Source organism: Aquabacterium sp. J223, from assembly GCF_024666615.1.
GTDB lineage: Bacteria > Pseudomonadota > Gammaproteobacteria > Burkholderiales > Burkholderiaceae_C > J223.
In genome coordinates this window covers 2,318,139-2,337,762 of sequence record NZ_CP088297.1, presented here as the reverse complement: position 1 = coordinate 2,337,762, position 19,624 = coordinate 2,318,139, and the positions used below count along the sequence as shown (strand labels likewise).

Sequence of the window (19,624 nt, the reverse complement as noted above, 5' to 3'; positions counted from 1 at the left end):
GAGCTGCAACCCGCAGCACGGCCTCAGCTTCGACGGTGCGGTCGCTCGGCGCTTTCGGGTCCGGGCGTCCAGCCTACAACACCTCATGACGCCTGCCCTCAACAAACCCCTGCCGGAATTCGAAGCCCTCGCCACCGGCGGCGTGAAGTTCACGCCGCACAGCTTCGCCGGCAAGGCCGTGGTCCTCTACTTCTACCCGAAGGACAACACACCCGGTTGTACCACCGAGGCGATGCAGTTCCGCGACCGTCACGATGACTTTCTCAAGGCCGGCGCGGTGGTGTTCGGCGTCTCGCGCGACAACATGGCGTCGCACGAGAAGTTCAAGGACAGCCTCGGCCTGCCGTTCGAGCTGATCGCCGACACGGAAGAGAAGCTCTGCCACATGTTCGGCGTGGTGAAGAACAAGATCATGTACGGCAAGAAGGTCAAGGGCATCGAGCGCAGCACCTTCCTGATCGACGGCAACGGCGTGCTGCGCGGCGAGTGGCGCGGCATCAAGGTCGCCGGCCACGTCGACGAGGTGCTGGAGGCGGTGAAGACGCTGAAGGCCCCCGCCTGATGCCGCGCTCCGGGCCATGCCCGGGGGCCGCCGTCGCCGGCGGTTCGCCGCCTCCGCTGTGCATAATGGGCGCATGCCCGTGAGTTGTCGTCTCGACGCGCATCACCCCACGCAAAAGCCGCCCGGTTCGCAGCCGGCGGCTTTTTTGCTTCCGGGGTGCTGAAACCCCTCACCGCCTCAACCAGGAACCACCGTCCATGCCGCTGCCCAAGCCGCCGTCCAAGCGCGCCGCCCTGCTGTCCACCGAGGACTACGAGAACCAGGCGCAGCCCAAACCGGCGCGGCGGATGACCAAGGCGCAAGCGCCGGCGGAAGCCGCGCTGCCCGCGGTGATGGAAACCTTCGACCCGCCCTCTCCCGGCGCCGCCGTGGCCGAACTGGCACCGCCGGCACCGGCGGGGGCGCGGCCCGCCGCGCCGACCGTCGCCACAGCGCCAGCGGCCCCGCAGGCGCGGCGGCGCGCCCGGCCGGCCGGTGACGGCCGACCCAAGCTCTTCGTGCTCGACACCAACGTGCTGATGCACGACCCGACGTCCCTCTTCCGCTTCGAGGAGCAGGACGTCTACCTGCCGATGATCACGCTCGAGGAGCTGGACAACCACAAGCGCGGCATGAGCGAGGTGTCGCGCAACGCGCGCCAGGTCAGCCGCGACCTCGATGCGCTGGTCGCCACCGAGAGCACCTTCAGCCCGAAGGAAGGCATCGCGCTGTCGGCCACCGGCCACAAGGGCGCTGGCGGCAAGCTGTTCTTCCAGACCGAGCTGATGGACGTGCAGCTGCCGGCCGGCCTGCCGGAGGGCAAGGCGGACAACCAGATCCTGGGCGTGGTGCGCGCGCTGCGCGACCAGCGGCAGGACCGCGAGGTGGTGCTGGTGTCCAAGGACATCAACATGCGCATCAAGGCCCGTGCGCTGGGCCTGCCCGCCGAGGACTACCAGAACGACAAGACGCTCGACGACGCCGACCTGCTCTACACCGGCGTGCTGCCCCTGCCGGCGGACTTCTGGGACCGCCACGGCAAGACGATGGAGAGCTGGCAGCAGGGCGGCCATACCTTCTACCGCATCAGCGGGCCGATGGTGCCGGCGCTGCTGATCAACCAGTTCGTCTACCTCGAGATCCCCGGCGCCGCCTCGCTGTACGCCCGCGTGACCGAGATCACCGGCCGCCACGCGGTGCTGAAGACGCTGCGCGAGTACACCCACCAGAAGAACGCGGTGTGGGGCGTGACCGCCCGCAACCGCGAGCAGAACTTCGCCCTCAACCTGCTGATGGACCCGGAGTGCGACTTCATCACGCTGACCGGCACCGCGGGCACCGGCAAGACGCTGATGACGCTGGCCGCCGGCCTGGCCCAGGTGATGGACGAGCGCCGCTACAGCGAGATCATCGTGACGCGGGTGACGGTGCCGGTGGGCGAGGACATCGGCTTCCTGCCCGGCACCGAGGAGGAAAAGATGAGCCCGTGGATGGGCGCGCTGGACGACAACCTGGAGGTGCTGGCGCGCAGCGACAACGCCGCCGGTGAATGGGGCCGCGCCGCCACCAACGACCTGGTGCGCTCGAAGATCAAGATCAAGAGCCTGAACTTCATGCGCGGGCGCACCTTCCTGAACAAGTACGTGATCATCGACGAGGCGCAGAACCTGACGCCCAAGCAGATGAAGACGCTGATCACCCGCGCCGGCCCGGGCACCAAGATCGTCTGCCTCGGCAACCTGGCGCAGATCGACACGCCCTACCTGACCGAGGGCTCGTCCGGCCTGACCTACGCCGTCGACCGCTTCAAGGGCTGGCCGCATTCGGGCCATGTGACGCTGGCGCGCGGCGAACGCTCCCGGCTCGCCGACTTCGCCAGCGACGTGCTGTAGTCAGCGGCTCAGCGCCGCCTGCACCTGCTGCAGCGCCGAAGGGTCCTCGATGGTGGTGAGGTCGCCCGGGTCGCGGCCTTCGCACACCGCCTGGATGGCCCGGCGCAGCAGCTTGCCCGACCGGGTCTTCGGCAGCGCGACGACGAAGCGCACGCGCGCCGGCCGCGCCACCGCGCCGAGCTGCCGGTCGACGCGCGCCATGACCTCGGCCTCCAGCCGGGCGCTGTCCGCGTCGGCCACCGCCGCCCTGGCGACGACGAAGGCCACCGCCACCTGCCCCTTCACCGCGTCGGCGATGCCGACCACCGCCACCTCGGCCACCGCCGGGTGGCCGCTGATGCACTCCTCCAGCTCGCGGGTGCCCAGCCGGTGGCCGGCGACGTTGATGACGTCGTCGGTGCGGCCCAGGATGAAGTAGTCGCCATCGGCGTCGCGCGTCGCGAAGTCGAAGGTGTTGTAGAGCAGGCGGTTGCCGGGCAGGCTTTTCCAGTAGGTGTCGACGAATCGCCGGTCGTCGCCCCAGACCGTCTGCATGCAGCCCGGCGGCAGCGGGCCGGCGATGGCCAGCACGCCCTTCTGCCCCGCCTGGGTCAGCGGTTCGCCGCTGACCTCGTCGAGCAGCTGCACGTCGTAGCCGGCCATGGGCACCCCGGGGCTGCCCGGCTTCGACGGCCGCGGCTCGACGCCGTTGGCGATGGACAGGATGGGCCAGCCCGTCTCGGTCTGCCAGTAGTTGTCGACCACCGGCTTGCCCAACGTCTGCGCCACCCAGGACGCGGTCGGCTCGTCCAGCGGCTCGCCGGCCAGGAACAGCCGCTGCAGCGAGGTCAGGTCGCGCGAGGGGATCAACGCCGGGTCGTGCTTCTTGAGCACCCGCACCGCCGTCGGCGAGCTGAACATCACCGAGACCTTGTGTTCCTCGACCAGCCGCCACCAGACGCCCGCATCGGGCCGCACCGGCAGCCCCTCGTACAGCAGCGTCGTCATGCCGTGGATCAGCGGGCCGTAGACGATGTAGCTGTGGCCCACCACCCAGCCGATGTCGCTGGTGCAGAAGAAGGTGCCGCCCGGCTCGCCGCAGAAGACGTCGCGCATGCTGGCCGCCAGCGCCACCGCATAACCGCCGGTGTCGCGCTGCACGCCCTTGGGCCGGCCGGTGGTGCCGCTGGTGTAGAGGATGTAGCTGGGGTGGGTGGCGTCCACCCACTCGCAGGGCACGTCCGCCTCGGCGTGGCGCTCACGCAGCGCCGCATGGTCCACGTCGCGACCGGCGACCCGCTGCATCGGGCTCAGACCGCGGTCCACCAGCAGCACATGGGCCGGCGCATGCGAGGACAGCCGCAGCGCCTCGTCCAGGAGCGGCTTGTACGGCACCACCTTGCCGCCGCGGCTGCCGGCGTCGGCGCTGACGATCACCGTGGGTTTCGCGTCGTCGATGCGGCTGGCCAGGCTGGCGCTGGCGAAACCGCCGAAGACCACCGAATGCAGCGCGCCGATGCGCACCGCGGCCAGCATGGCGAACACCGCCTCCGGCACCATCGGCATGTAGATCAGCACCCGGTCGCCCCGGCCCACGCCGAGCGACCGCAGCACCGCCGCCATCGACCGCACCTCGCGGTGCAGCTCGGCGTAGGTGCAGGAACGGGTCTGGTCGACCTCGGTCGACACCCAGACCAGCGCCGGCTGGTCCGCCCGCGCCGGCAGGTGGCGGTCGATGGCGTTGTGGCACAGGTTGGTCAACCCGCCGGGAAACCAGCGGGCGAAGGGCGGATGGCTGTGGTCGCAGACCGCGTCGAAGGACCGCTGCCAGTGGACGAGCGCGGCCTGCTCGCGCCAGAAGGCGTCGCGGTGTTCGATCGAGCGGCGGTGGTGCGCGGCGTAGCCGGCGCGGGCATCGGGCTGGGCCATGTCGTCTCCTCTTCGTCCGTCTTCGTCGTTGCGAAGGCGATGGTGGACCATCCTCTCCTCGAACCCAAACGGGAGGCTGACGACCCGGTCCGCCAACTTCGACCGGCACGGCAGATCCCGCGGGTAAGGGCTTGTTTCTGCTGGCTGATTTCGGGTTGACCCTGAAATTCACGCTGCTATCCTGCCGCCCGTGCGAACGTCCCCCGCCCTGCGGTGCGCGGCCGCCGGCCTGCTGATCGGCATGGCGCTGGGTCTCCCCCCTCGCCGCCCGGGCCGCGCCCGACACCGCCCCCACCACCGCCGCCGACCCCGTCTCCCGCCTGCTGGCGGAGCGGGGCCTGCTCGGCGCGGGCACGGACGGCAAGCCCAGCCTGGCCCAGCAGATCAGCGACAGCGCCACCGACCTGGTGCTGTCGGCCATGAACTTCCTGGGCGTGCCCTACCGCCGCGGCGGCGACTCGGAGCGCGAGGGCTTCGACTGCAGCGGCTTCACCCGCTACGTGTTCGAGCACAGCCTCGGCCTGGTGCTGCCCCGCCGCGCCGACGAACAGGCGCGCGCGCAGAACCTGGCGCCGATCGAGAAGACCGAGCTCAAGCCCGGCGACCTGGTGTTCTTCAACACCCTGCGCCGCACCTTCTCGCACGTGGGCATCTACATCGGCGAGGGCAAGTTCATCCACGCGCCGAAGCCCGGCGCGCAGGTGCGCATCGACGACATGCGCGCCGCCTACTGGGACAAGCGCTTCACCGGCGCCCGCCGGACGGCGCCGCTCAACGCGGCCGACCTGCCCGCGCCCACCGCCCGCTGACGCCGGCCGCGAGGCCGGACATCGCCTCACACGGCCGACCGCGCACGGCCCCGGGGTAGCACCCGATGCCCCCAGCCGGCACCCATGCCGCGGGCGGAACGACAATCGGTGCACCATGGCAGAACGCAGCATCCCCCTTGTCGACCTGCGCAAGCCGGGCGCCCGACCGCTGGTCTTGCCGCAGCAGCCGCAGGCGCCCGAGGGCCGGCTGCTCGACGCCCGCGGCCGTCCGCTGCGCGACCTGCGCATCTCGGTCACCGACCGGTGCAACTTCCGCTGCAGCTACTGCATGCCGAAGGAGGTGTTCGACCGCGACCACCGCTTCCTGCCGCAGAGCGAGCTGCTGAGCTTCGAGGAGATCACCCGCCTGGCCCGGCTGTTCGTCGCCCATGGCGTCACCAAGCTGCGGTTGACCGGCGGCGAGCCGCTGCTGCGCAAGGGCGTCGAGCGGCTGGTGGAGATGCTGGCGGCGCTGCGCACGCCGGACGGCCGGCCGCTGGACCTGACGCTGACCACCAACGCCTCGCTGCTCGCCCGCAAGGCGCGGGCGCTGAAGGACGCCGGGCTGCAGCGGGTGACCGTCAGCCTCGACGCCCTGGACGACGCGGTCTTCCGCCGCATGAACGACGTCGACTTTCCGGTCGCCGACGTGATGGACGGGCTGGCCGCCGCGCAGGCGGTGGGCCTGGGGCCGATCAAGGTCAACATGGTGGTCAAGCGCGGCGTCAACGACGGCGAGGTGGTGCCGATGGCCCGGCACTTCCGAGGCAGCGGCATGGTGCTGCGCTTCATCGAGTACATGGACGTCGGCGCCACCAACGGCTGGCGCATGGACGAGGTGCTGCCCTCGGCCCAGCTGCTGCAGCGCCTGCGCGGCGAGGTGGGCCCGCTGGTGCCGCTGCAGGCCGCGCAGCCGGGCGAGACCGCGGAGCGCTGGGCCTGGGCCGACGGCGCCGGCGAGATCGGCCTCATCAGCAGCGTCACCCAGGCCTTCTGCGGCGACTGCAACCGCGCCCGGCTGTCGACCTCGGGCCAGCTCTACCTGTGCCTCTTCGGGCACCAGGGCCACGACCTGCGCGGCCCGCTGCGCGCCGGGGTGGACGACGCCACGCTCAGCACCGCCATCGGCCAGGTGTGGCGCGGCCGGCAGGACCGCTACTCCGAGCTGCGCGGCCGTGCCCCGGCCGACGCGGGCGCGCCGGCCGCGCCGCGCGTCGAGATGCACTACATCGGTGGCTGAGCCGGTGACCGCCGGCCTCCTGCCGGCCGAGATCACCGGCCTGGTGCTGGCCGGCGGCGAGGGCCGGCGCATGGGCGGTCAGGACAAGGGCCTGCTGCCTTGGGGCACCACCACCCTCGCCGGCCATGCGCTGGCGCGGCTCGCGCCGCAGGTGGGGCGCTGCCTGCTCAGCGCCAACCGCCACCTCGACCGGCATGCGGCGCTCGGCGTGCCGGTGCTGGTGGACCTGCGGCCCGGCTTCGAGGGTCCGCTGGCCGGGCTGGAAGCGGCGCTGCACCACGGCACCACGCCCTGGCTGGCCTGCGTGCCCTGCGATGTGCCGGACTTCCCGCCCGACCTGGTGGCGCGGCTGACCGAAGCGGCCGTCGCCGAGGGTGTGGCCACCGCCTTCGCCGTCAGCGGCCCGCAGCGGCGCCCCCAGCCGCTGTGCTGCCTGGTCCACCGCGACCGGCTGGACGACCTGCGCGCCTGGCTGGACGCCGGTCAGCGCAAGGTGATGGCCTGGCTGCAGCAGCGGCCGCACGCGGCGGTGGCCTTCGACGACGCGGCCGCCTTCGCCAACGCCAACACCGCGGACGACCTGAGGTCGCTGGCCCGCGGCTGAGCGCGGGCGGGCCGCCTCAGGCCGTGCCGTGCGCCGGGGCCGGCGCTGCGCCGTGCGCCGGCGCGTCGTCCTCGGGCGTGGCGATCTCGCCCGGCACCTTGCGGCGGGCCAGCAGCGAATACACCGTCGGCACGACGAAGATGGTCAGCAGCGTGCCCAGGCTCATCCCGCCGACGATGACCCAGCCGATCTGCCGGCGGCTCTCGGCACCGGCACCCTCGGCCAGCGCCAGCGGCAGCGCGCCCAGCACCATGGCGCCGGTGGTCATCAGGATCGGCCGCAGCCGCAGCGACGACGCCTCCACCACCGCCTCCACCACGCTGCGGCCCTGCTGGCGCAGCTGGTTGGAGAACTCGACGATCAGGATGCCGTGCTTGGTGATCAGCCCCACCAGCGTGATGAGGCCGATCTGCGAGTAGACGTTGAGCGTGCCGCCCGACCACTGCAGCGCCGCCAGCGCGCCGACCATCGACAGCGGCACCGACAGCAGGATGATCAGCGGGTCGACGAAGCTTTCGAACTGCGCCGACAGCACCAGGAAGATGAACAGCAGCGCCAGCACGAACACCACGCCCAGCGCGCCGCTGGAGGCGCGGTACTCGCGCGACACGCCGTTCAGCTCCGACGCATAACCCGCCGGCATCACCTTGCGCGCCGTCGCATCCATGAATTCCAGCGCCTCGCCCAGCGCGTAGCCGGGTGCCAGGTTGGCGGTGATGGTGACCGACCGCCGCTGGTTGAAGTGGTTCAGCTCGCGCGGGCTCACCGATTCGCGCACCTTGACCAGCGAGGACAGCGGCACCATCGCCTCGCCGCGGCCGCGCACGAAGAGCTTGTCGATGTCCTCCGGCGTGGTGCGGCCGCGGTCGGCCGTCTGCACGATGACGTCGTACTGCTCGGCGTCGCGCTTGTAGCGGGTGACCTGCCGGCCGCCCAGCATGGTCTCCACGGTGCGCGCCACCGCGTCGACGCCGATGCCGGCATCGGCCGCCCGGTCGCGGTCGACCTCGATGAACAGTTCCGGCTTGTTCAGCCGCAGGTCGGTGTCCACCGAGACCAGGCCGGGGTTCTTCGCCATCTCCGCCTGCATGGCCTGCGCCACCCGGCCCAGCTTCTCGTAGCTGTCGTTGCTGACGATGACGAAGTTCACCGGCCGCTCGCGGAAGCCCTGGCCCAGGCTGGGCGGCGTGATGAGGAAGGCCTGCACGCCGGGCAGGCCCTGCACCTTGCCCTGCAGCTCACGCGCCATCTCCAGCGTGCTGCGGCTGCGGTCGTCCCAGTCCACCGTGCGCAGCACCGCCGAGCCCTGCGCCACCGACGGGTTGCCGGCCACCATGAAGAGCCGGTCGAACTCGGGGTACTGGCCGGCGATGCGTTCGATGGCCCGCAGGTAGCGCTGGGTGTAGTCCAGCGTCGAGCCGTCCGGTGCGTTGACCGTGGTGATGATGACCCCGCGGTCCTCCATCGGCGACAGCTCCGACTTCGCGCCCTTGAACAGCCACCAGCTCGCCGCGCCCGAGGCCAGCATCACCAGCACGATGAGCCAGCGGTGCACCAGGCAGAAGCGCAGCGCGCCGGTGTAGCGGTCGGTGACCCAGACCAGCCCGGCCTCCATCCCGCGGTCGAAGCGGTTGGGCTTCGGGTTGTGCTTGAGCAGCAGGCTGCACATCATCGGGCTCAGCGTCAGCGCGACGAAGCCCGAGACGATGACCGCGCCGGCCAGCGTCAGCGCGAACTCGACGAAGAGCCGCCCGGTGCGGCCGGGGGTGAACGCCAGCGGCGCGTAGACCGCCGCCAGCGTCAGCGTCATCGCCACCACCGCGAAGCCGATCTCCTTGGCGCCCTTCAACGCCGCCTGGAACGGCGCCATGCCGTCCTCGATGTGGCGGTAGATGTTCTCCAGCACGACGATGGCGTCGTCCACCACCAGGCCGATGGCCAGCACCAGCGCCAGCAGCGTCAGCGTGTTGACGGTGAAGCCCGCCGCCGCCATCAGCCCGAAGGCACCGATCAGGCTGACCGGGATGGTGACCAGCGGGATGATCGAAGCGCGGAACGTGCGCAGGAAGACGAACACCACCAGCGCCACCAGCACCACGGCCTCGGCCACCGTGCGGTAGACCGACTTCACCGACCGGTCGATGAACACCGCGTTGTCGTTGGCCACCTGCACCGTCACGCCGGGCGGCAGTTCCTCCTGCACGCGGGGCATGAGCTTGCGCACGCCGGCCGACACCTCCAGCGGGTTCGCCGTGGCCTGGCGGATGACACCCGCCGACACCGCCGGCACGCCGTTCAGCCGCACGCTGGAGCGCTCGCTCGCCGCCGCCTGCTCGATGCGGGCGACGTCCTTCAGCCGCACGGTGAAGGGACCGGTGCCGTTGTTCACCACCTTCACCGCCACCTCGGCGAACTGGCGCTCGGTGTTGAGGTCGGTGCGGGCGGTGACGTTGAACTCGCGCTGGCGGCTCTCGATGCGGCCGGCCGGCACCTCCAGGTTCTGCCGGCGCAGCGCGTCCTCGACGTCCTGCGTCGTCAGGCGGAAGGCGGCCAGCTTGTCCGGGTCCAGCCAGATGCGCATGGAGAACTTGCGCTCGCCGTTGATCTGCACGTCGGCCACGCCGGGCACGGTCTGCAGGCGCGGCTTGACCACCCGGTTGATGAGGTCGGTCACCTGCAGCGGCGTCAGCGTCTCGCTGCTGAAGGCCAGCCACACCGTCGGCGTGGCATCGGCCTCGACCTTGGCGATCACCGGCTCGTCGATGGCGTCGGGCAGCCGCGCGCGCACCCGCGACACCCGGTCCCGCACGTCGGCCGCCGCATCGTCGGGATCCTTCTCCAGCTTGAAGCGCACCGTGATCTGGCTCTGCTCGGTGCGCGAGATCGAGGTCAGCACGTCCACGCCGTCGATGCCGGCGATGGAGTCCTCCAACGGCTTACTGACCTGCGACTCGATCACCTCCGACGACGCGCCGACCAGCCGGGTGTTGACGGTGACCACCGGCTCGTCGATGCGCGGGTACTCGCGCACCTGCAGCCGGGTGAACGACACCGCGCCGATGAGCAGCAGCAGCAGCGACAGCACGGTGGCGAACACCGGCCGGCGGATGGAGGTCTCGGACAAGCGCATGGCGCCTCCTGGTCAGGACTGCAGCAGGGGTCGGGGCCTGTTCACTACACCGGTCGGCCGGCGCCCCTGTCGCCGCCGGGCGGGCCGTTGCCGCCGCCACCCGAGGCCGGCGCCGACGCCCCCGGCGCCCGGCCGGGCGCACCGCCGCGCGGGCCGGCGGACAGGTCGACCACCCGCACCGGCTGGCTGTCGCCGCGCAACAGCCGCTGGTGGCCGGCGGTGACCACCAGGTCGCCGGGCTTCAGGCCGTCGACGATCTCGACCTTGCCGGGCTGGCGCAGCCCCAGCCGCGCCTCCAGCCGCTGCGCCCGCTTGCCGTCGCCGGCATCGACCACGCGGAAGACGAACTGCTTGCCGGCCAGCGGCACCAGCGCCTCCTCCGGCACCATCGTCGCGTCGTCGCGCACGTTGAACACCACCCGCACCCGGGCGAACATGCCGGTGCGCAATGCGCCGCCGGGGTTGGTGACCTGCGCGCGCACGAGCAGCGACCGGCCGTTGGCGTCGACCTGCGAGTCCAGCGCCTCCACCTTGCCGGCCAGCCTGCGCCCCGGCAGCGCGTCCAGCGACAGCTCCACCGGCTGCGACTTGGCCAGCTTGGCCGCGTAGCGCTCGGGCAGCCGGAAGTCGACCCACACCGACGACAGGTCCTCGACGCCGACCAGGTCGGCGCCGTCCTTGACGTAGTCGCCGAGGTTGACGCTGCGGATGCCGGCCACGCCGTCGAACGGCGCGACGATGCGCATGCGCTGCACCTGCGCGCGGGCCAGGGCCACCTGGGCTTCGGCCACCTTCAGGGCGGCCTCGGTCTGGTCGACCGCACTCTGGCTGACGAAGTTCTGCCCGGCGAGCTCGCGGTTGCGCTGCAGGTTGGTCCGCGCGATGGCGGCCTGGGCCTCGGCCTGCTGCAGCTGCGCGGCCTGCAGCGCGTCGTCGAGCTGCACCACCACCTGGCCGCGGCGAACCGGCTGACCGTCGGTGAAGTTGAGGCGCTCGATGCGCCCGCTCACCTCGGGCCGCAGCATCACGCCCTGGCGGGCGCGCACCGAGCCGACGGCCTGCACGTCGTCCTCCAGGCGGACCGCCTCGACGCGCCCCACTTCCACCGGCACCGGCCCGGACGGCGCGGCGCCATTCGGGCCGCCTGGCGCCCCCGGCCCTGCGCCGGCGCCGGCGGGACGAGCCTCGGGGACGGCCGCCGCGACGGCGGCGGAGGACGCCGGCCGCTGCTGCCACCACCAGGCCGCCGCGCCCGCGACCACGATGCCCAGCACGGCCACCGTCAGATGAAGCTTTTTGAACGCCATGCTGGATCCCACGGACGAAGCCGGGACTGTAACGGTTGGTCGTTGGCCCTGCCGGTGACGCCACCGTCGTAATTGCACGTACAACCCCGCCGGCCGGGGGTGTGCGGCCCGACCCGGTGGGGCGGTTCAGCGCGGCACCGAAGCCGCGCCCCGGTTGGCGAGCGCATCGGCGCGCTCGTTGCCGGGATCGCCGGCATGGCCACGCACCCAGCGCCACTCGACCCGGTGGCGCTGCGCCAGCAGGTCCAGCTCGCGCCACAGCGCTTCGTTCTTGACCGGCTTCTTGTCCGCGGTCTTCCAGCCCCGCTGCTTCCAGCCGTGAATCCAGGTGGTGATGCCGTTGCGCACGTACTCGCTGTCGGTGAAGAGCTGCACGACGCATGGCCGCTTCAGCGCCGACAGCGCCTGGATCACCGCGGTCAGCTCCATGCGGTTGTTGGTGGTCTGCGCCTCGCCGCCCCACAGCTCGCGCTCGTGCCCGCCCCAGCGCAACCAGGCGCCCCAGCCGCCAGGGCCCGGGTTGCCCTTGCAGGCGCCGTCGGTGTAGATGACGACGGTCTCGCCCGGTGCCGGTGTGTCTTCGCTCATTCGATGTGTGCTTCTTGTCGGTCCATGTCGGGGGAGGTCCCCGGGGTCAATCGGTGGTGCCGGTGCGCCGCGACCGCCGGCGCCACCGCGGGCGCCCGCTTCTCGCGCTTGGCCAGGCCGACCAGCCGCATCGCCCGCACGCGCTTGACCGCGACCAGCAGGAAGGCGGCGCCGAACACCGGCCACCAGCGGTCGCCGGCCGGCTCCATCCAGCCGAAGCGCTGCAGCCAGCGCTGCGAATGCACCGGCGGCCGGTAACAGCCGAAGCGGCCGCCCTCCACCTCGAAGCCGAGCAGGCGCAGCCAGTCGCGCACGCGGCGGTAGCCCATGGTCTCGCTCGGCGGGCGGAACGGCGGCTGGCGCGCACCGAGCCGCAGGCGCAGCAGCCCGGCGCGCTGGCGCAGGCCCCACAGGCTGGCCGGGTTGAAGCCGAGTACCAGCACCCGGCCTTCCGGCACCAGCACGCGCTCGACCTCGCGCAACGTCTGGTGCGGGTCGGCCGCCAGTTCCAGCGCATGCGGCAGCACCACCAGGTCGACGCTGGCCGACGGAAAGGGCAGCGCCTCGAAGTCGCAGCACAGCGAGACGGTGCGGTGCGCGGCCTCCACCCCATCGTCCGGCGGTGAAGTGGACGGGCCGTCCTGCAGCGCCGCCGTCGCGGCCAGCCAGCGGTGCGGCATGCGGTTGTGGCGCAGCGCCTGCAGCGCCGGCAGGCCCAGCTGCAGCGCATGGAAGCCGAAGAGATCGGCCACCGCCCGGTCGAGTTGGGCCTGCTCCCACTCGAGCAGGTAGCGGCCGGCCGGCGTGGCGAGCCAGTCGTCGAAGGGGGCGGGCATCCGGTGGACCGAGGGCTCAGACAAGGGCGGCGCGACCGGACATCGACAATGTGTGGGAGTGCGTCGGAACGGGGTCGGCGGACAGGGGCCTTCCTATAATTGCGCCCGCCGTCGCCATGATGCAGCTCACGCCCCTTCCCGCCTTCGACGACAACTACATCTGGATGCTGGACGACGGGCGCGAGGCGCTGGTCGTCGATCCCGGTGACGCCGGGCCCGTGGTGGAGGCGCTGACGGCGCGGGGCCTGACGCTGGCGGGCATTCTAGTGACCCACCACCACGGCGATCACGTCGGCGGCCTGGCGGAACTGCTGCCCCGGTTGCGCGGCTCGCTCTTCGCCACCGCGCACGAACGCATGCCCGTGCCGGTGCAGGGGTGGCCGGTGGCGACCACGCCCGGCTGATGGGCCTGGACTTCGAGGTCCTGGACGTGCCCGGCCACACCGCCGGCCACGTGGCCTTCTACCTGCCCGCGCGCGGCGGCCAGCCGCCACTGCTGTTCTGCGGCGACACGCTGTTCTCCGCCGGCTGCGGCCGGCTGTTCGAAGGCACGCCGGCACAGATGCACGCCTCGCTGTCCACGCTGGCCGCGCTGCCGGGCGAGACCCGGGTCTGCTGCGCCCACGAGTACACCCTGTCGAACCTGAAGTTCGCCGCGGCGGTGGAGCCGGCCAACGCCGACGTCGCCGCCCGCACCGACTGGGGCCGGGCGCAGCGCGCCGAGGGCCGCCCCACCCTGCCCTCCACCCTGGCGGTGGAACGCCTCATCAACCCCTTCCTGCGCTGCGAGGCGCCGGCCGTCGTCGACGCCGCCGTCGCCCAAGGCGCGCAGGACCGCGGCCCGGTGGCCGTGCTGGCCGCGCTGCGCGAATGGAAGAACCGCTACCGATGACCGCTGCTGCCCGACTGCCCTCCCTTCGCCGCGGCGCCGCGCTGCTTGCAGCCGGCGCCGCTGTGCTGTGGCTCGGTGGCTGCGCCACCCCCGGCCTCACGACGCCGGCCGACGGCTCGGCGCAGGCCGGCGCCCGCACCGCGGCGGCGGCCACCGAGACCGCCGCGCCCCAGCCGGCACCTCCCCTGGTGCCGCTGCCCGCCACGCCGCCCGCACCGCCGCCCGCCGGTGCCCTCGACCCGTTGCAGGCCGACCTGCCGGTGGACCTGCAGGCCGAGGCCGCCAAGGCGGACCTCTGGGACCGGGTGCGCAAGGGGTTCGCCATGCCGGACCTCGACAGCGACCTGGTCCGCAACCGCGAGCAGTGGTACGTCACCAAGCCGGACTACGTTCGCCGCATGACCGAGCGCGGCAGCCGCTACCTGTTCCACATCGTCGAGGAACTCGAGCGCCGGCAGATGCCCACCGAGCTGGCGCTGCTGCCCTTCATCGAGAGCGCCTTCAACCCGCAGGCGCTGTCGTCGGCCAAGGCGTCCGGCATGTGGCAGTTCATGCCGGCCACCGGCCGCGACTACGAACTGAAGCAGAACCTCTTCCGCGACGACCGGCGCGACGTGCTGGAGTCCACCCGCGCCGCGCTGGACTACCTGCAGCGGCTGCACGGCCTGTTCGGCGACTGGCACCTGGCGCTGGCGGCCTACAACTGGGGCGAGGGCAGCGTGCAGCGCGCCATCGACCGCAACCAGCGCCAAGGCCTGCCCACCGACTACCAGAGCCTGCGCATGCCCGAGGAGACGCGCTGGTACGTGCCCAAGCTGCAGGCGGTGAAGAACATCGTGGCGCGGCCCGACACCTTCGGCGTCACCCTGGCGCCGCTGGCCAACCACCCGTACTTCGTCACCGTGCCGATCGAGCGCGACATCGACGTGGCGCTGGCCGCCCGGCTGGCCGGGCTGACGGCGGAGGAGTTCAAGCAGCTCAACCCGCAGATGAACAAGCCGCTGATCCTGGCCGCCGGGTCGGCCCGGCTGCTGCTGCCCTTCGACAACGCCGAGACCTTCCAGCGCAACCTGGCCCGCCACCGCGGGCCGCTGGCCAGCTGGACGGCCTGGGTGGCCACCCGCACGCTCAAGCCCGCCGACGCCGCCCGCGAACTGGGCGTGGCCGAGACCGAGCTGCGCGAGGTCAACCGCATCCCGCCGCGCATGCTGGTCAAGGCCGGCTCGACCCTGCTGGTGCCGCGCAAGGCGGCGGTGGCGGAGGACGTGGCCAGCCACATCGCCGACAACGCCGCCATCGCGCTGGCGCCCGACGTGCCGCCGTTCCGCCGGGTGACGGTCAAGGTCGGCCGCAAGGGCGAGAGCGTGGCCGCGCTCGCCCGCCGTCACCGGCTGGACGCGGCGCTGGTGGCGCAGTGGAACGGCGTGGGCGAGCGCTCGACGTTCAAGCCGGGCCAGTCGGTGGTGCTGCAGCTGCCGCTGTCCTCGCGCACCGCCGCCCGCCCCGCGGCCCGCACGACCGCGGCCACGGGCGGCCGGCGTGCGGTCACCGTCCAGGCGGCCAAGCCGGTGCGCAGCACCGTGGCCCGCGGTGGCGCCGGCCGCGGCGACAAGGCCCGTCCCGCCACCCCGGTGCGGGTGGCCCGCGGCAAGCCCCCGCTGAGCTGATCCGGCCGGCTCCCTCCCGCCAGTCGCTCAACGCCCGTCGTTCAGCGCCGGTCGTTCAATGCGTGGGCGATGGTGCCCAGGTCGACGTACTCCAGCTCGCTGCCCACCGGCACGCCGCGCGCCAGCCGCGTCACCCGCAGACCGCGTTCGCGCAGGCCCTCGCCCAGCACGTGCGCGGTGGCCTCGCCTTCGGCGGTGAAGCTGGTGGCGAGGATCACCTCCTCGACCGCGCTGTCGTCCTCGCCCAGCCGGGCCAGCAGCGGTCGCACGCCGATGTCGGACGCGCCGACGCCGTCGAGCGGGCTCAGCCGGCCCATCAGCACGAAGTACAGCCCGCGGTAGCTGCCGGTGCGCTCGAGCGCGGCCTGGTCGGCCGGCGTCTCGACCACGCACAGCAGCCGCGCATCACGTTCGCCGTCGGCGCAGATGTCGCACAGCGGCGACTCGCTGAAGGTGTGGCAGCGCCGGCAATGTCCCACCCGCTCCTGGGCGGCGTCCAGGGCCCGCGCCAGCTGCAGCGCCCCCTCGCGGTCGTGCTGCAGCAGGTGGAAGGCCATGCGCTGGGCCGACTTCTGCCCCACGCCGGGCAAGCGGCGCAGGGCGTCGATCAGGGCATCGAGCGCGCCGGCGGACATTCGCCAGCCGGTGTTCAGAACGGGAACTTCATGCCCGGCGGCAAGGGCATGCCGGCGGTCAGCTTGGACATCTTCTCCTGGCTCACCTGCTCGGCCCGGCGCACCGCGTCGTTGAAGGCGGCGGCCACCAGGTCCTCGAGCATGTCCTTGTCGTCGGCCAGCAGGCTGGGGTCGATGGCCACGCGCTTGACGTCGTGCTTGCAGGTCATGGTCACCTTCACCAGGCCGGCACCCGACTGGCCTTCGACCTCGACGGTGGCCAGTTCGTCCTGCGCGCGCTTCAGGTTGTCCTGCATGGCCTGCGCCTGCTTCATCAGGCCGGCCAGCTGGTTCTTCATCATGGTGATTTCCTTCGCTGTCGCCGCCCGTCAGGGCAGCGGTTTGATCGATCCCGGCACGATGCGCGCCGTGGCGAACTGCGCCATCAATTCGCGCACCACCGGGTCCTCCTGCACCGCCTGCTCGGCGGCGCGTTGGCGGCGCTGGCGGGCCTCGGCGTCGCGCCGTGCCGGCGTGTCCTGCGCCGGGCCGGCGTCGACCTGCAGTTGCACCGGCTGGTCGAGCAGGGCCTGCACCGCGGCCTGCAGCTTGTCGCGGTGGCCGGCCTGGCGCAGGCTCTCGCGCTCCACCTGCAGCCGCCACAGCGGCCGGCCCTCGGCATCGGCCTCGATGGCCGTCAGCTGCGACTGCAGCGCCAGCTCGCGCACCAGCGCCGCGACGGCGCCGCGCGCCTGCAGCTGGATCGTCACGTCCGCCCAGCGGTCGCCGAGGGGCGTCCGCTCGACGGCGAGCGCAATCGGCGCGGCCGGCCGTGCGACCGCCACCGGCACCGCCTCCGACGGCGGTTCAGCTGGCCGCGCGGCCGCGGCCGCCGGCACGTCGTCCTCGGCATCGAAGGGCGGCGCATCGAGCCACGGCGGCACGTCGTCGGCCGGGGCGGCCCTGGCGACCGGCGCCGGGGCGGGTGGCGTCTGCGGTCGCACCGGCGCAGCGGGGCGAGACACCGACGGCTCGCCGCGCGGTGGCGGCACCAGCCGGGCGCTGGCCACGGGCACCGGCGCACGCAGCGGCACGGGCGGCGTGGCCGGCTCACGGGCGGCGGGGCGGGACATGGGCGGCGACGGCGGCTCGGCGGCGACCGGCGCCGCCGACGCGCCCGACGCGCGAGCCGGACCCGACGCCGGGGCCGCGGGCCGCGACGCCGATCCACCACCGGCCGGCGCAAAGGCCAGGAAGCGCAGCAGCACCATGGTCAGCGTGCCGTGCTCGTCGCTCATCAGGCCGATCTCGCCACGGCCGTGCAGCACCATGCTGTAGAGCAGCTGCGTCTCGTCGGGGGGCCAGCGATGCGGCCAGCTCACCGACCGCGTCGGCGTCGTCCAGCCCCGCGGCCTGCGCGCTGCCCGGCACCGCCTGCTCCACCGCCATCTGCTGCAGCCGCCGGGCCATGGCGTCCAGCGTGCCGGTGGCCGACTGCCCGGCCTGGCGCAGTTCGTCGATGCGTTGCAGCAGCCCGGCGCCGTCGCGGGCCGCCAGCGCGGCGATCAGTCGGTCGGCCTGGCGGTCGTCGACGGCGCCCAGCATGCCGCGCACCACTGCCTCGTCGAAGCGGCCGCCGCCGTAGGCGATGGCCTGGTCGGTGAGCGACAGCGCGTCGCGCATCGAGCCGCGCGCCGCGCGCGACAGCAGGCGCAGTCCGGCTGCATCGTGTCCGACGCCCTCGGCCTGCAGCACCTGCTGCAGGTGCTCCTGCACCACCTCCGGCGCCATCGGCCGCAGGTTGAACTGCAGGCAGCGGCTGAGCACCGTCGGCAGCATCTTCTCCGGGTCGGTCGTGGCCAGCACGAACTTCAGGTACTCCGGCGGCTCCTCCAGCGTCTTCAGCAGCGCGTTGAACGACTCCTTGGTGAGCTGGTGCGCCTCGTCGATCATGAAGACCTTGAAGCGGCCGACGCTGGGCTTGTAGGCCGCCCGCTCCAGCAGGTCGCGGATCTCGTCGATGCCGCGGTTGCTGGCGGCGTCGAGCTCGATGTAGTCGATGTAGCGGTCGGCGTCGATTTCCGTGCAGGCGGTGCAGACGCCGCACGGCTCGGCGGTGATGCCGCCGGTGCCGGCGGGGCCGGTGCAGTTCAGGCTCTTGGCGAGGATGCGCGAGACGGTGGTCTTGCCGATGCCGCGGGTGCCGGTGAACAGGTAGGCGTGGTGCAGCCGGCCCTGCTGCAGGGCGTTGGTCAGCGCCTGCACCACATGCGCCTGGCCCACCATCTCGCCGAAGCGGCGGGGCCGGTACTTGCGCGCCAGGACGGTGGTGCTCATCGATCGAATTATGAGCCGGCCGGTGGCGGCCCCCCGGCCGTCGGGTGCGCCGGCCGATCCCCCAGGGCAGGCCAGGGCTCGGCAACGATAATCGGCCTCCACATGAGCGCCACTTCCCCCTCCTCCGCCGGCGGACCCGACGCCCCGCCGCTGACCTACGACCAGGCCGGCGTGCAGTACGACCTGATCGACCCGCTGAAGGTGGCCGCACAACGCGCCGCCGCGGCCACCGCGGTGCAGCTGCAGCGGCACGGCTTCAGCGAGGTGGCCGCGTCGCGCGGCGAGTCGGCCTACGTGATCGACGTCGGCCCGTTCTATCTGGCGTCCATCGTCGAGTGCCTGGGCTCGAAGGCGCTGGTCGCCGACGAGATGCAGCGGCTGACCGGCCGCAGCTTCTACGACGCCATCGCGCAGGACACCATCGCGATGGCCGTCAACGACCTCATCACCGTCGGCGCCACGCCGCTGGCCGTGCAGGCCTACTGGGCGGCCGGCGGCTCGGACTGGTTCTCCGACGGGCAGCGCGCGCAGGCGCTGGTGCAGGGCTGGCAGCGGGCCTGCGAGGCCTGCGGCGTGGCCTGGGGCGGCGGCGAGACGCCGGCGCTGGCCGGCATCGTCGAGGCCGGCCGCATCGACCTCGCCGCGTCCTGCACCGGCATCGTCAGCCCCAAGCAACGGCTGTCGCTGGGCGATGCGCTGGCCGCGGGCGACGCCATCGTGCTGCTGGCCTCCAGCGGCATCCACGCCAACGGCCTGAGCCTGGCGCGCAAGCTGGTCGAGCGGCTGCCGGCCGGCTACCTGACACCGCTGGCCGACGGCCTGTCGTACGGCGAAGGCCTGCTGGCGCCGACGCTGCTCTATTCGCCGGTGACCGAGGCACTGGCCGCCGCCGGCGTGTCGGTGCGCTACAGCGCCAACATCACCGGCCACGGCTGGCGCAAGCTGCTGCGCCATCCGGCGTCGTTCACCTACCGCATCACCGAGGTGCCCCCGGTGCCGCCGGTGCTGGCCTTCATCCAGCAGCACGCCGGGCTGGACGACCGCGAGGCCTACGGCACGCTGAACATGGGGGCGGGCTTTGCGCTCTTCGTGCCCGCGGCACAGGCGGACCAGGCGGTGCAGGTCGCCCGGGCCCAGGGCGTGGGCGCCTGGGTCGCCGGGCGGGTGGAGGCCGGCGACAAGCGGCTGGTCGTCGAACCGCTGGGCCTGACCTTCGGCGGCGAGGAACTCGCGCTGCGCTGAAGCACGTCCTGCGGCAG

At 72.6% G+C, this 19,624-nt stretch carries 14 protein-coding genes and 2 pseudogenes; 8 read left to right on the top strand and 8 right to left on the bottom strand.

Annotated features, from left to right (window positions below; all coding sequences use genetic code 11):
- Positions 1-85 precede the first annotated feature (85 nt).
- Positions 86-562 carry a peroxiredoxin gene (locus tag LRS07_RS11290; protein ID WP_260498146.1) on the top strand — a complete coding sequence of 159 codons (477 nt, stop codon included), beginning with the start codon at positions 86-88 and terminating at the stop codon, positions 560-562.
- Between the two features lie 197 nt (positions 563-759).
- A complete protein-coding gene (locus tag LRS07_RS11285) occupies positions 760-2,433 on the top strand; it encodes a PhoH family protein (protein ID WP_260498145.1) in 1,674 nt (557 codons plus the stop codon).
- On the opposite strand, the gene LRS07_RS11280 is transcribed toward LRS07_RS11285, so the two are convergent.
- On the bottom strand, positions 2,434-4,341 hold the full coding sequence (locus tag LRS07_RS11280) for a propionate--CoA ligase (protein ID WP_260498144.1): 1,908 nt from the start codon (positions 4,339-4,341) through the stop codon (positions 2,434-2,436).
- A gap of 407 nt (positions 4,342-4,748) precedes the next feature.
- On the opposite strand from LRS07_RS11280, the gene LRS07_RS11275 reads away from it, so the two are divergent.
- The 3 genes from LRS07_RS11275 to mobA all read left to right on the top strand — a co-directional run bounded on the left by LRS07_RS11275 (position 4,749) and on the right by mobA (position 6,994).
- Complete coding sequence (locus tag LRS07_RS11275) at positions 4,749-5,150, top strand: C40 family peptidase (RefSeq protein ID WP_409450536.1); 402 nt, start codon at positions 4,749-4,751, stop codon at positions 5,148-5,150.
- A 115-nt stretch (positions 5,151-5,265) separates the two neighbouring features.
- On the top strand, positions 5,266-6,390 hold the full coding sequence (gene moaA, locus LRS07_RS11270; protein WP_260498143.1) for a GTP 3',8-cyclase MoaA: 1,125 nt from the start codon (positions 5,266-5,268) through the stop codon (positions 6,388-6,390).
- 70 nt (positions 6,391-6,460) lie between these two features.
- Positions 6,461-6,994, top strand: coding sequence for a molybdenum cofactor guanylyltransferase MobA (mobA, locus tag LRS07_RS11265; RefSeq protein ID WP_260502097.1), 534 nt, complete (start codon positions 6,461-6,463; stop codon positions 6,992-6,994).
- Between the two features lie 16 nt (positions 6,995-7,010).
- On the opposite strand, the gene LRS07_RS11260 is transcribed toward mobA, so the two are convergent.
- The 4 genes from LRS07_RS11260 to LRS07_RS11245 all read right to left on the bottom strand — a co-directional run bounded on the left by LRS07_RS11260 (position 7,011) and on the right by LRS07_RS11245 (position 12,855).
- Entirely contained in the window at positions 7,011-10,124 is a 3,114-nt protein-coding gene (locus LRS07_RS11260; protein WP_260501990.1) for an efflux RND transporter permease subunit, read from the bottom strand.
- Positions 10,125-10,168: 44 nt separating this feature from the next.
- A complete protein-coding gene (locus tag LRS07_RS11255; RefSeq protein ID WP_260501989.1) occupies positions 10,169-11,431 on the bottom strand; it encodes an efflux RND transporter periplasmic adaptor subunit in 1,263 nt (420 codons plus the stop codon).
- Positions 11,432-11,557: 126 nt separating this feature from the next.
- A complete protein-coding gene (gene rnhA / locus LRS07_RS11250; RefSeq protein ID WP_260501988.1) occupies positions 11,558-12,019 on the bottom strand; it encodes a ribonuclease HI in 462 nt (153 codons plus the stop codon).
- Positions 12,016-12,855: a class I SAM-dependent methyltransferase gene (locus LRS07_RS11245; RefSeq protein WP_260501987.1), complete on the bottom strand. Its 840-nt coding sequence runs from the start codon at positions 12,853-12,855 to the stop codon at positions 12,016-12,018. Before LRS07_RS11245 ends, rnhA begins: the two co-directional genes overlap by 4 nt.
- Positions 12,856-12,974: 119 nt before the next feature.
- Here LRS07_RS11245 and gloB point away from each other — a divergent pair.
- Together gloB and LRS07_RS11235 are read left to right on the top strand one after the other, a co-directional pair.
- A pseudogene (gene gloB, locus LRS07_RS11240) lies at positions 12,975-13,747 on the top strand (hydroxyacylglutathione hydrolase).
- The gene (locus LRS07_RS11235; protein WP_260501986.1) at positions 13,744-15,414 is read left to right on the top strand and encodes a transglycosylase SLT domain-containing protein; all 1,671 of its coding nucleotides are present in this window, start codon (positions 13,744-13,746) and stop codon (positions 15,412-15,414) included. The pseudogene gloB and the gene LRS07_RS11235 overlap by 4 nt, the downstream one beginning before the upstream one ends.
- Positions 15,415-15,455: 41 nt before the next feature.
- Here LRS07_RS11235 and recR read toward each other — a convergent pair whose 3' ends face one another.
- The 3 genes and pseudogenes from recR to dnaX form a co-directional block, all read right to left on the bottom strand.
- Positions 15,456-16,049 carry a recombination mediator RecR gene (recR, locus tag LRS07_RS11230; RefSeq protein ID WP_260501985.1) on the bottom strand — a complete coding sequence of 198 codons (594 nt, stop codon included), beginning with the start codon at positions 16,047-16,049 and terminating at the stop codon, positions 15,456-15,458.
- Between the two features lie 14 nt (positions 16,050-16,063).
- Positions 16,064-16,390 carry a YbaB/EbfC family nucleoid-associated protein gene (locus tag LRS07_RS11225; protein ID WP_260501984.1) on the bottom strand — a complete coding sequence of 109 codons (327 nt, stop codon included), beginning with the start codon at positions 16,388-16,390 and terminating at the stop codon, positions 16,064-16,066.
- Positions 16,391-16,417: 27 nt separating this feature from the next.
- Positions 16,418-18,365, bottom strand: a pseudogene (gene dnaX, locus LRS07_RS11220) (DNA polymerase III subunit gamma/tau).
- Between the two features lie 102 nt (positions 18,366-18,467).
- On the opposite strand from dnaX, the gene LRS07_RS11215 reads away from it, so the two are divergent.
- On the top strand, positions 18,468-19,607 hold the full coding sequence (locus LRS07_RS11215; protein WP_260501983.1) for an AIR synthase-related protein: 1,140 nt from the start codon (positions 18,468-18,470) through the stop codon (positions 19,605-19,607).
- Positions 19,608-19,624: the final 17 nt, after the last annotated feature.

What these genes read in the sequence shown, in the direction of transcription:
- LRS07_RS11290 (WP_260498146.1), top strand. Translation starts at nt 86, where the DNA reads ATGACGCCTGCCCTCAACAAACCCCTGCCGGAATTCGAAGCCCTCGCC.
- LRS07_RS11235 (WP_260501986.1), top strand. Translation starts at nt 13,744, where the DNA reads ATGACCGCTGCTGCCCGACTGCCCTCCCTTCGCCGCGGCGCCGCGCTG.
- recR (WP_260501985.1), bottom strand. Translation starts at nt 16,049, where the DNA reads ATGTCCGCCGGCGCGCTCGATGCCCTGATCGACGCCCTGCGCCGCTTG.
- LRS07_RS11225 (WP_260501984.1), bottom strand. Translation starts at nt 16,390, where the DNA reads ATGATGAAGAACCAGCTGGCCGGCCTGATGAAGCAGGCGCAGGCCATG.
- LRS07_RS11255 (WP_260501989.1), bottom strand. Translation starts at nt 11,431, where the DNA reads ATGGCGTTCAAAAAGCTTCATCTGACGGTGGCCGTGCTGGGCATCGTG.
- LRS07_RS11245 (WP_260501987.1), bottom strand. Translation starts at nt 12,855, where the DNA reads ATGCCCGCCCCCTTCGACGACTGGCTCGCCACGCCGGCCGGCCGCTAC.
- LRS07_RS11215 (WP_260501983.1), top strand. Translation starts at nt 18,468, where the DNA reads ATGAGCGCCACTTCCCCCTCCTCCGCCGGCGGACCCGACGCCCCGCCG.
- LRS07_RS11280 (WP_260498144.1), bottom strand. Translation starts at nt 4,341, where the DNA reads ATGGCCCAGCCCGATGCCCGCGCCGGCTACGCCGCGCACCACCGCCGC.
- mobA (WP_260502097.1), top strand. Translation starts at nt 6,461, where the DNA reads ATGGGCGGTCAGGACAAGGGCCTGCTGCCTTGGGGCACCACCACCCTC.
- rnhA (WP_260501988.1), bottom strand. Translation starts at nt 12,019, where the DNA reads ATGAGCGAAGACACACCGGCACCGGGCGAGACCGTCGTCATCTACACC.
- moaA (WP_260498143.1), top strand. Translation starts at nt 5,266, where the DNA reads ATGGCAGAACGCAGCATCCCCCTTGTCGACCTGCGCAAGCCGGGCGCC.
- LRS07_RS11260 (WP_260501990.1), bottom strand. Translation starts at nt 10,124, where the DNA reads ATGCGCTTGTCCGAGACCTCCATCCGCCGGCCGGTGTTCGCCACCGTG.
- LRS07_RS11285 (WP_260498145.1), top strand. Translation starts at nt 760, where the DNA reads ATGCCGCTGCCCAAGCCGCCGTCCAAGCGCGCCGCCCTGCTGTCCACC.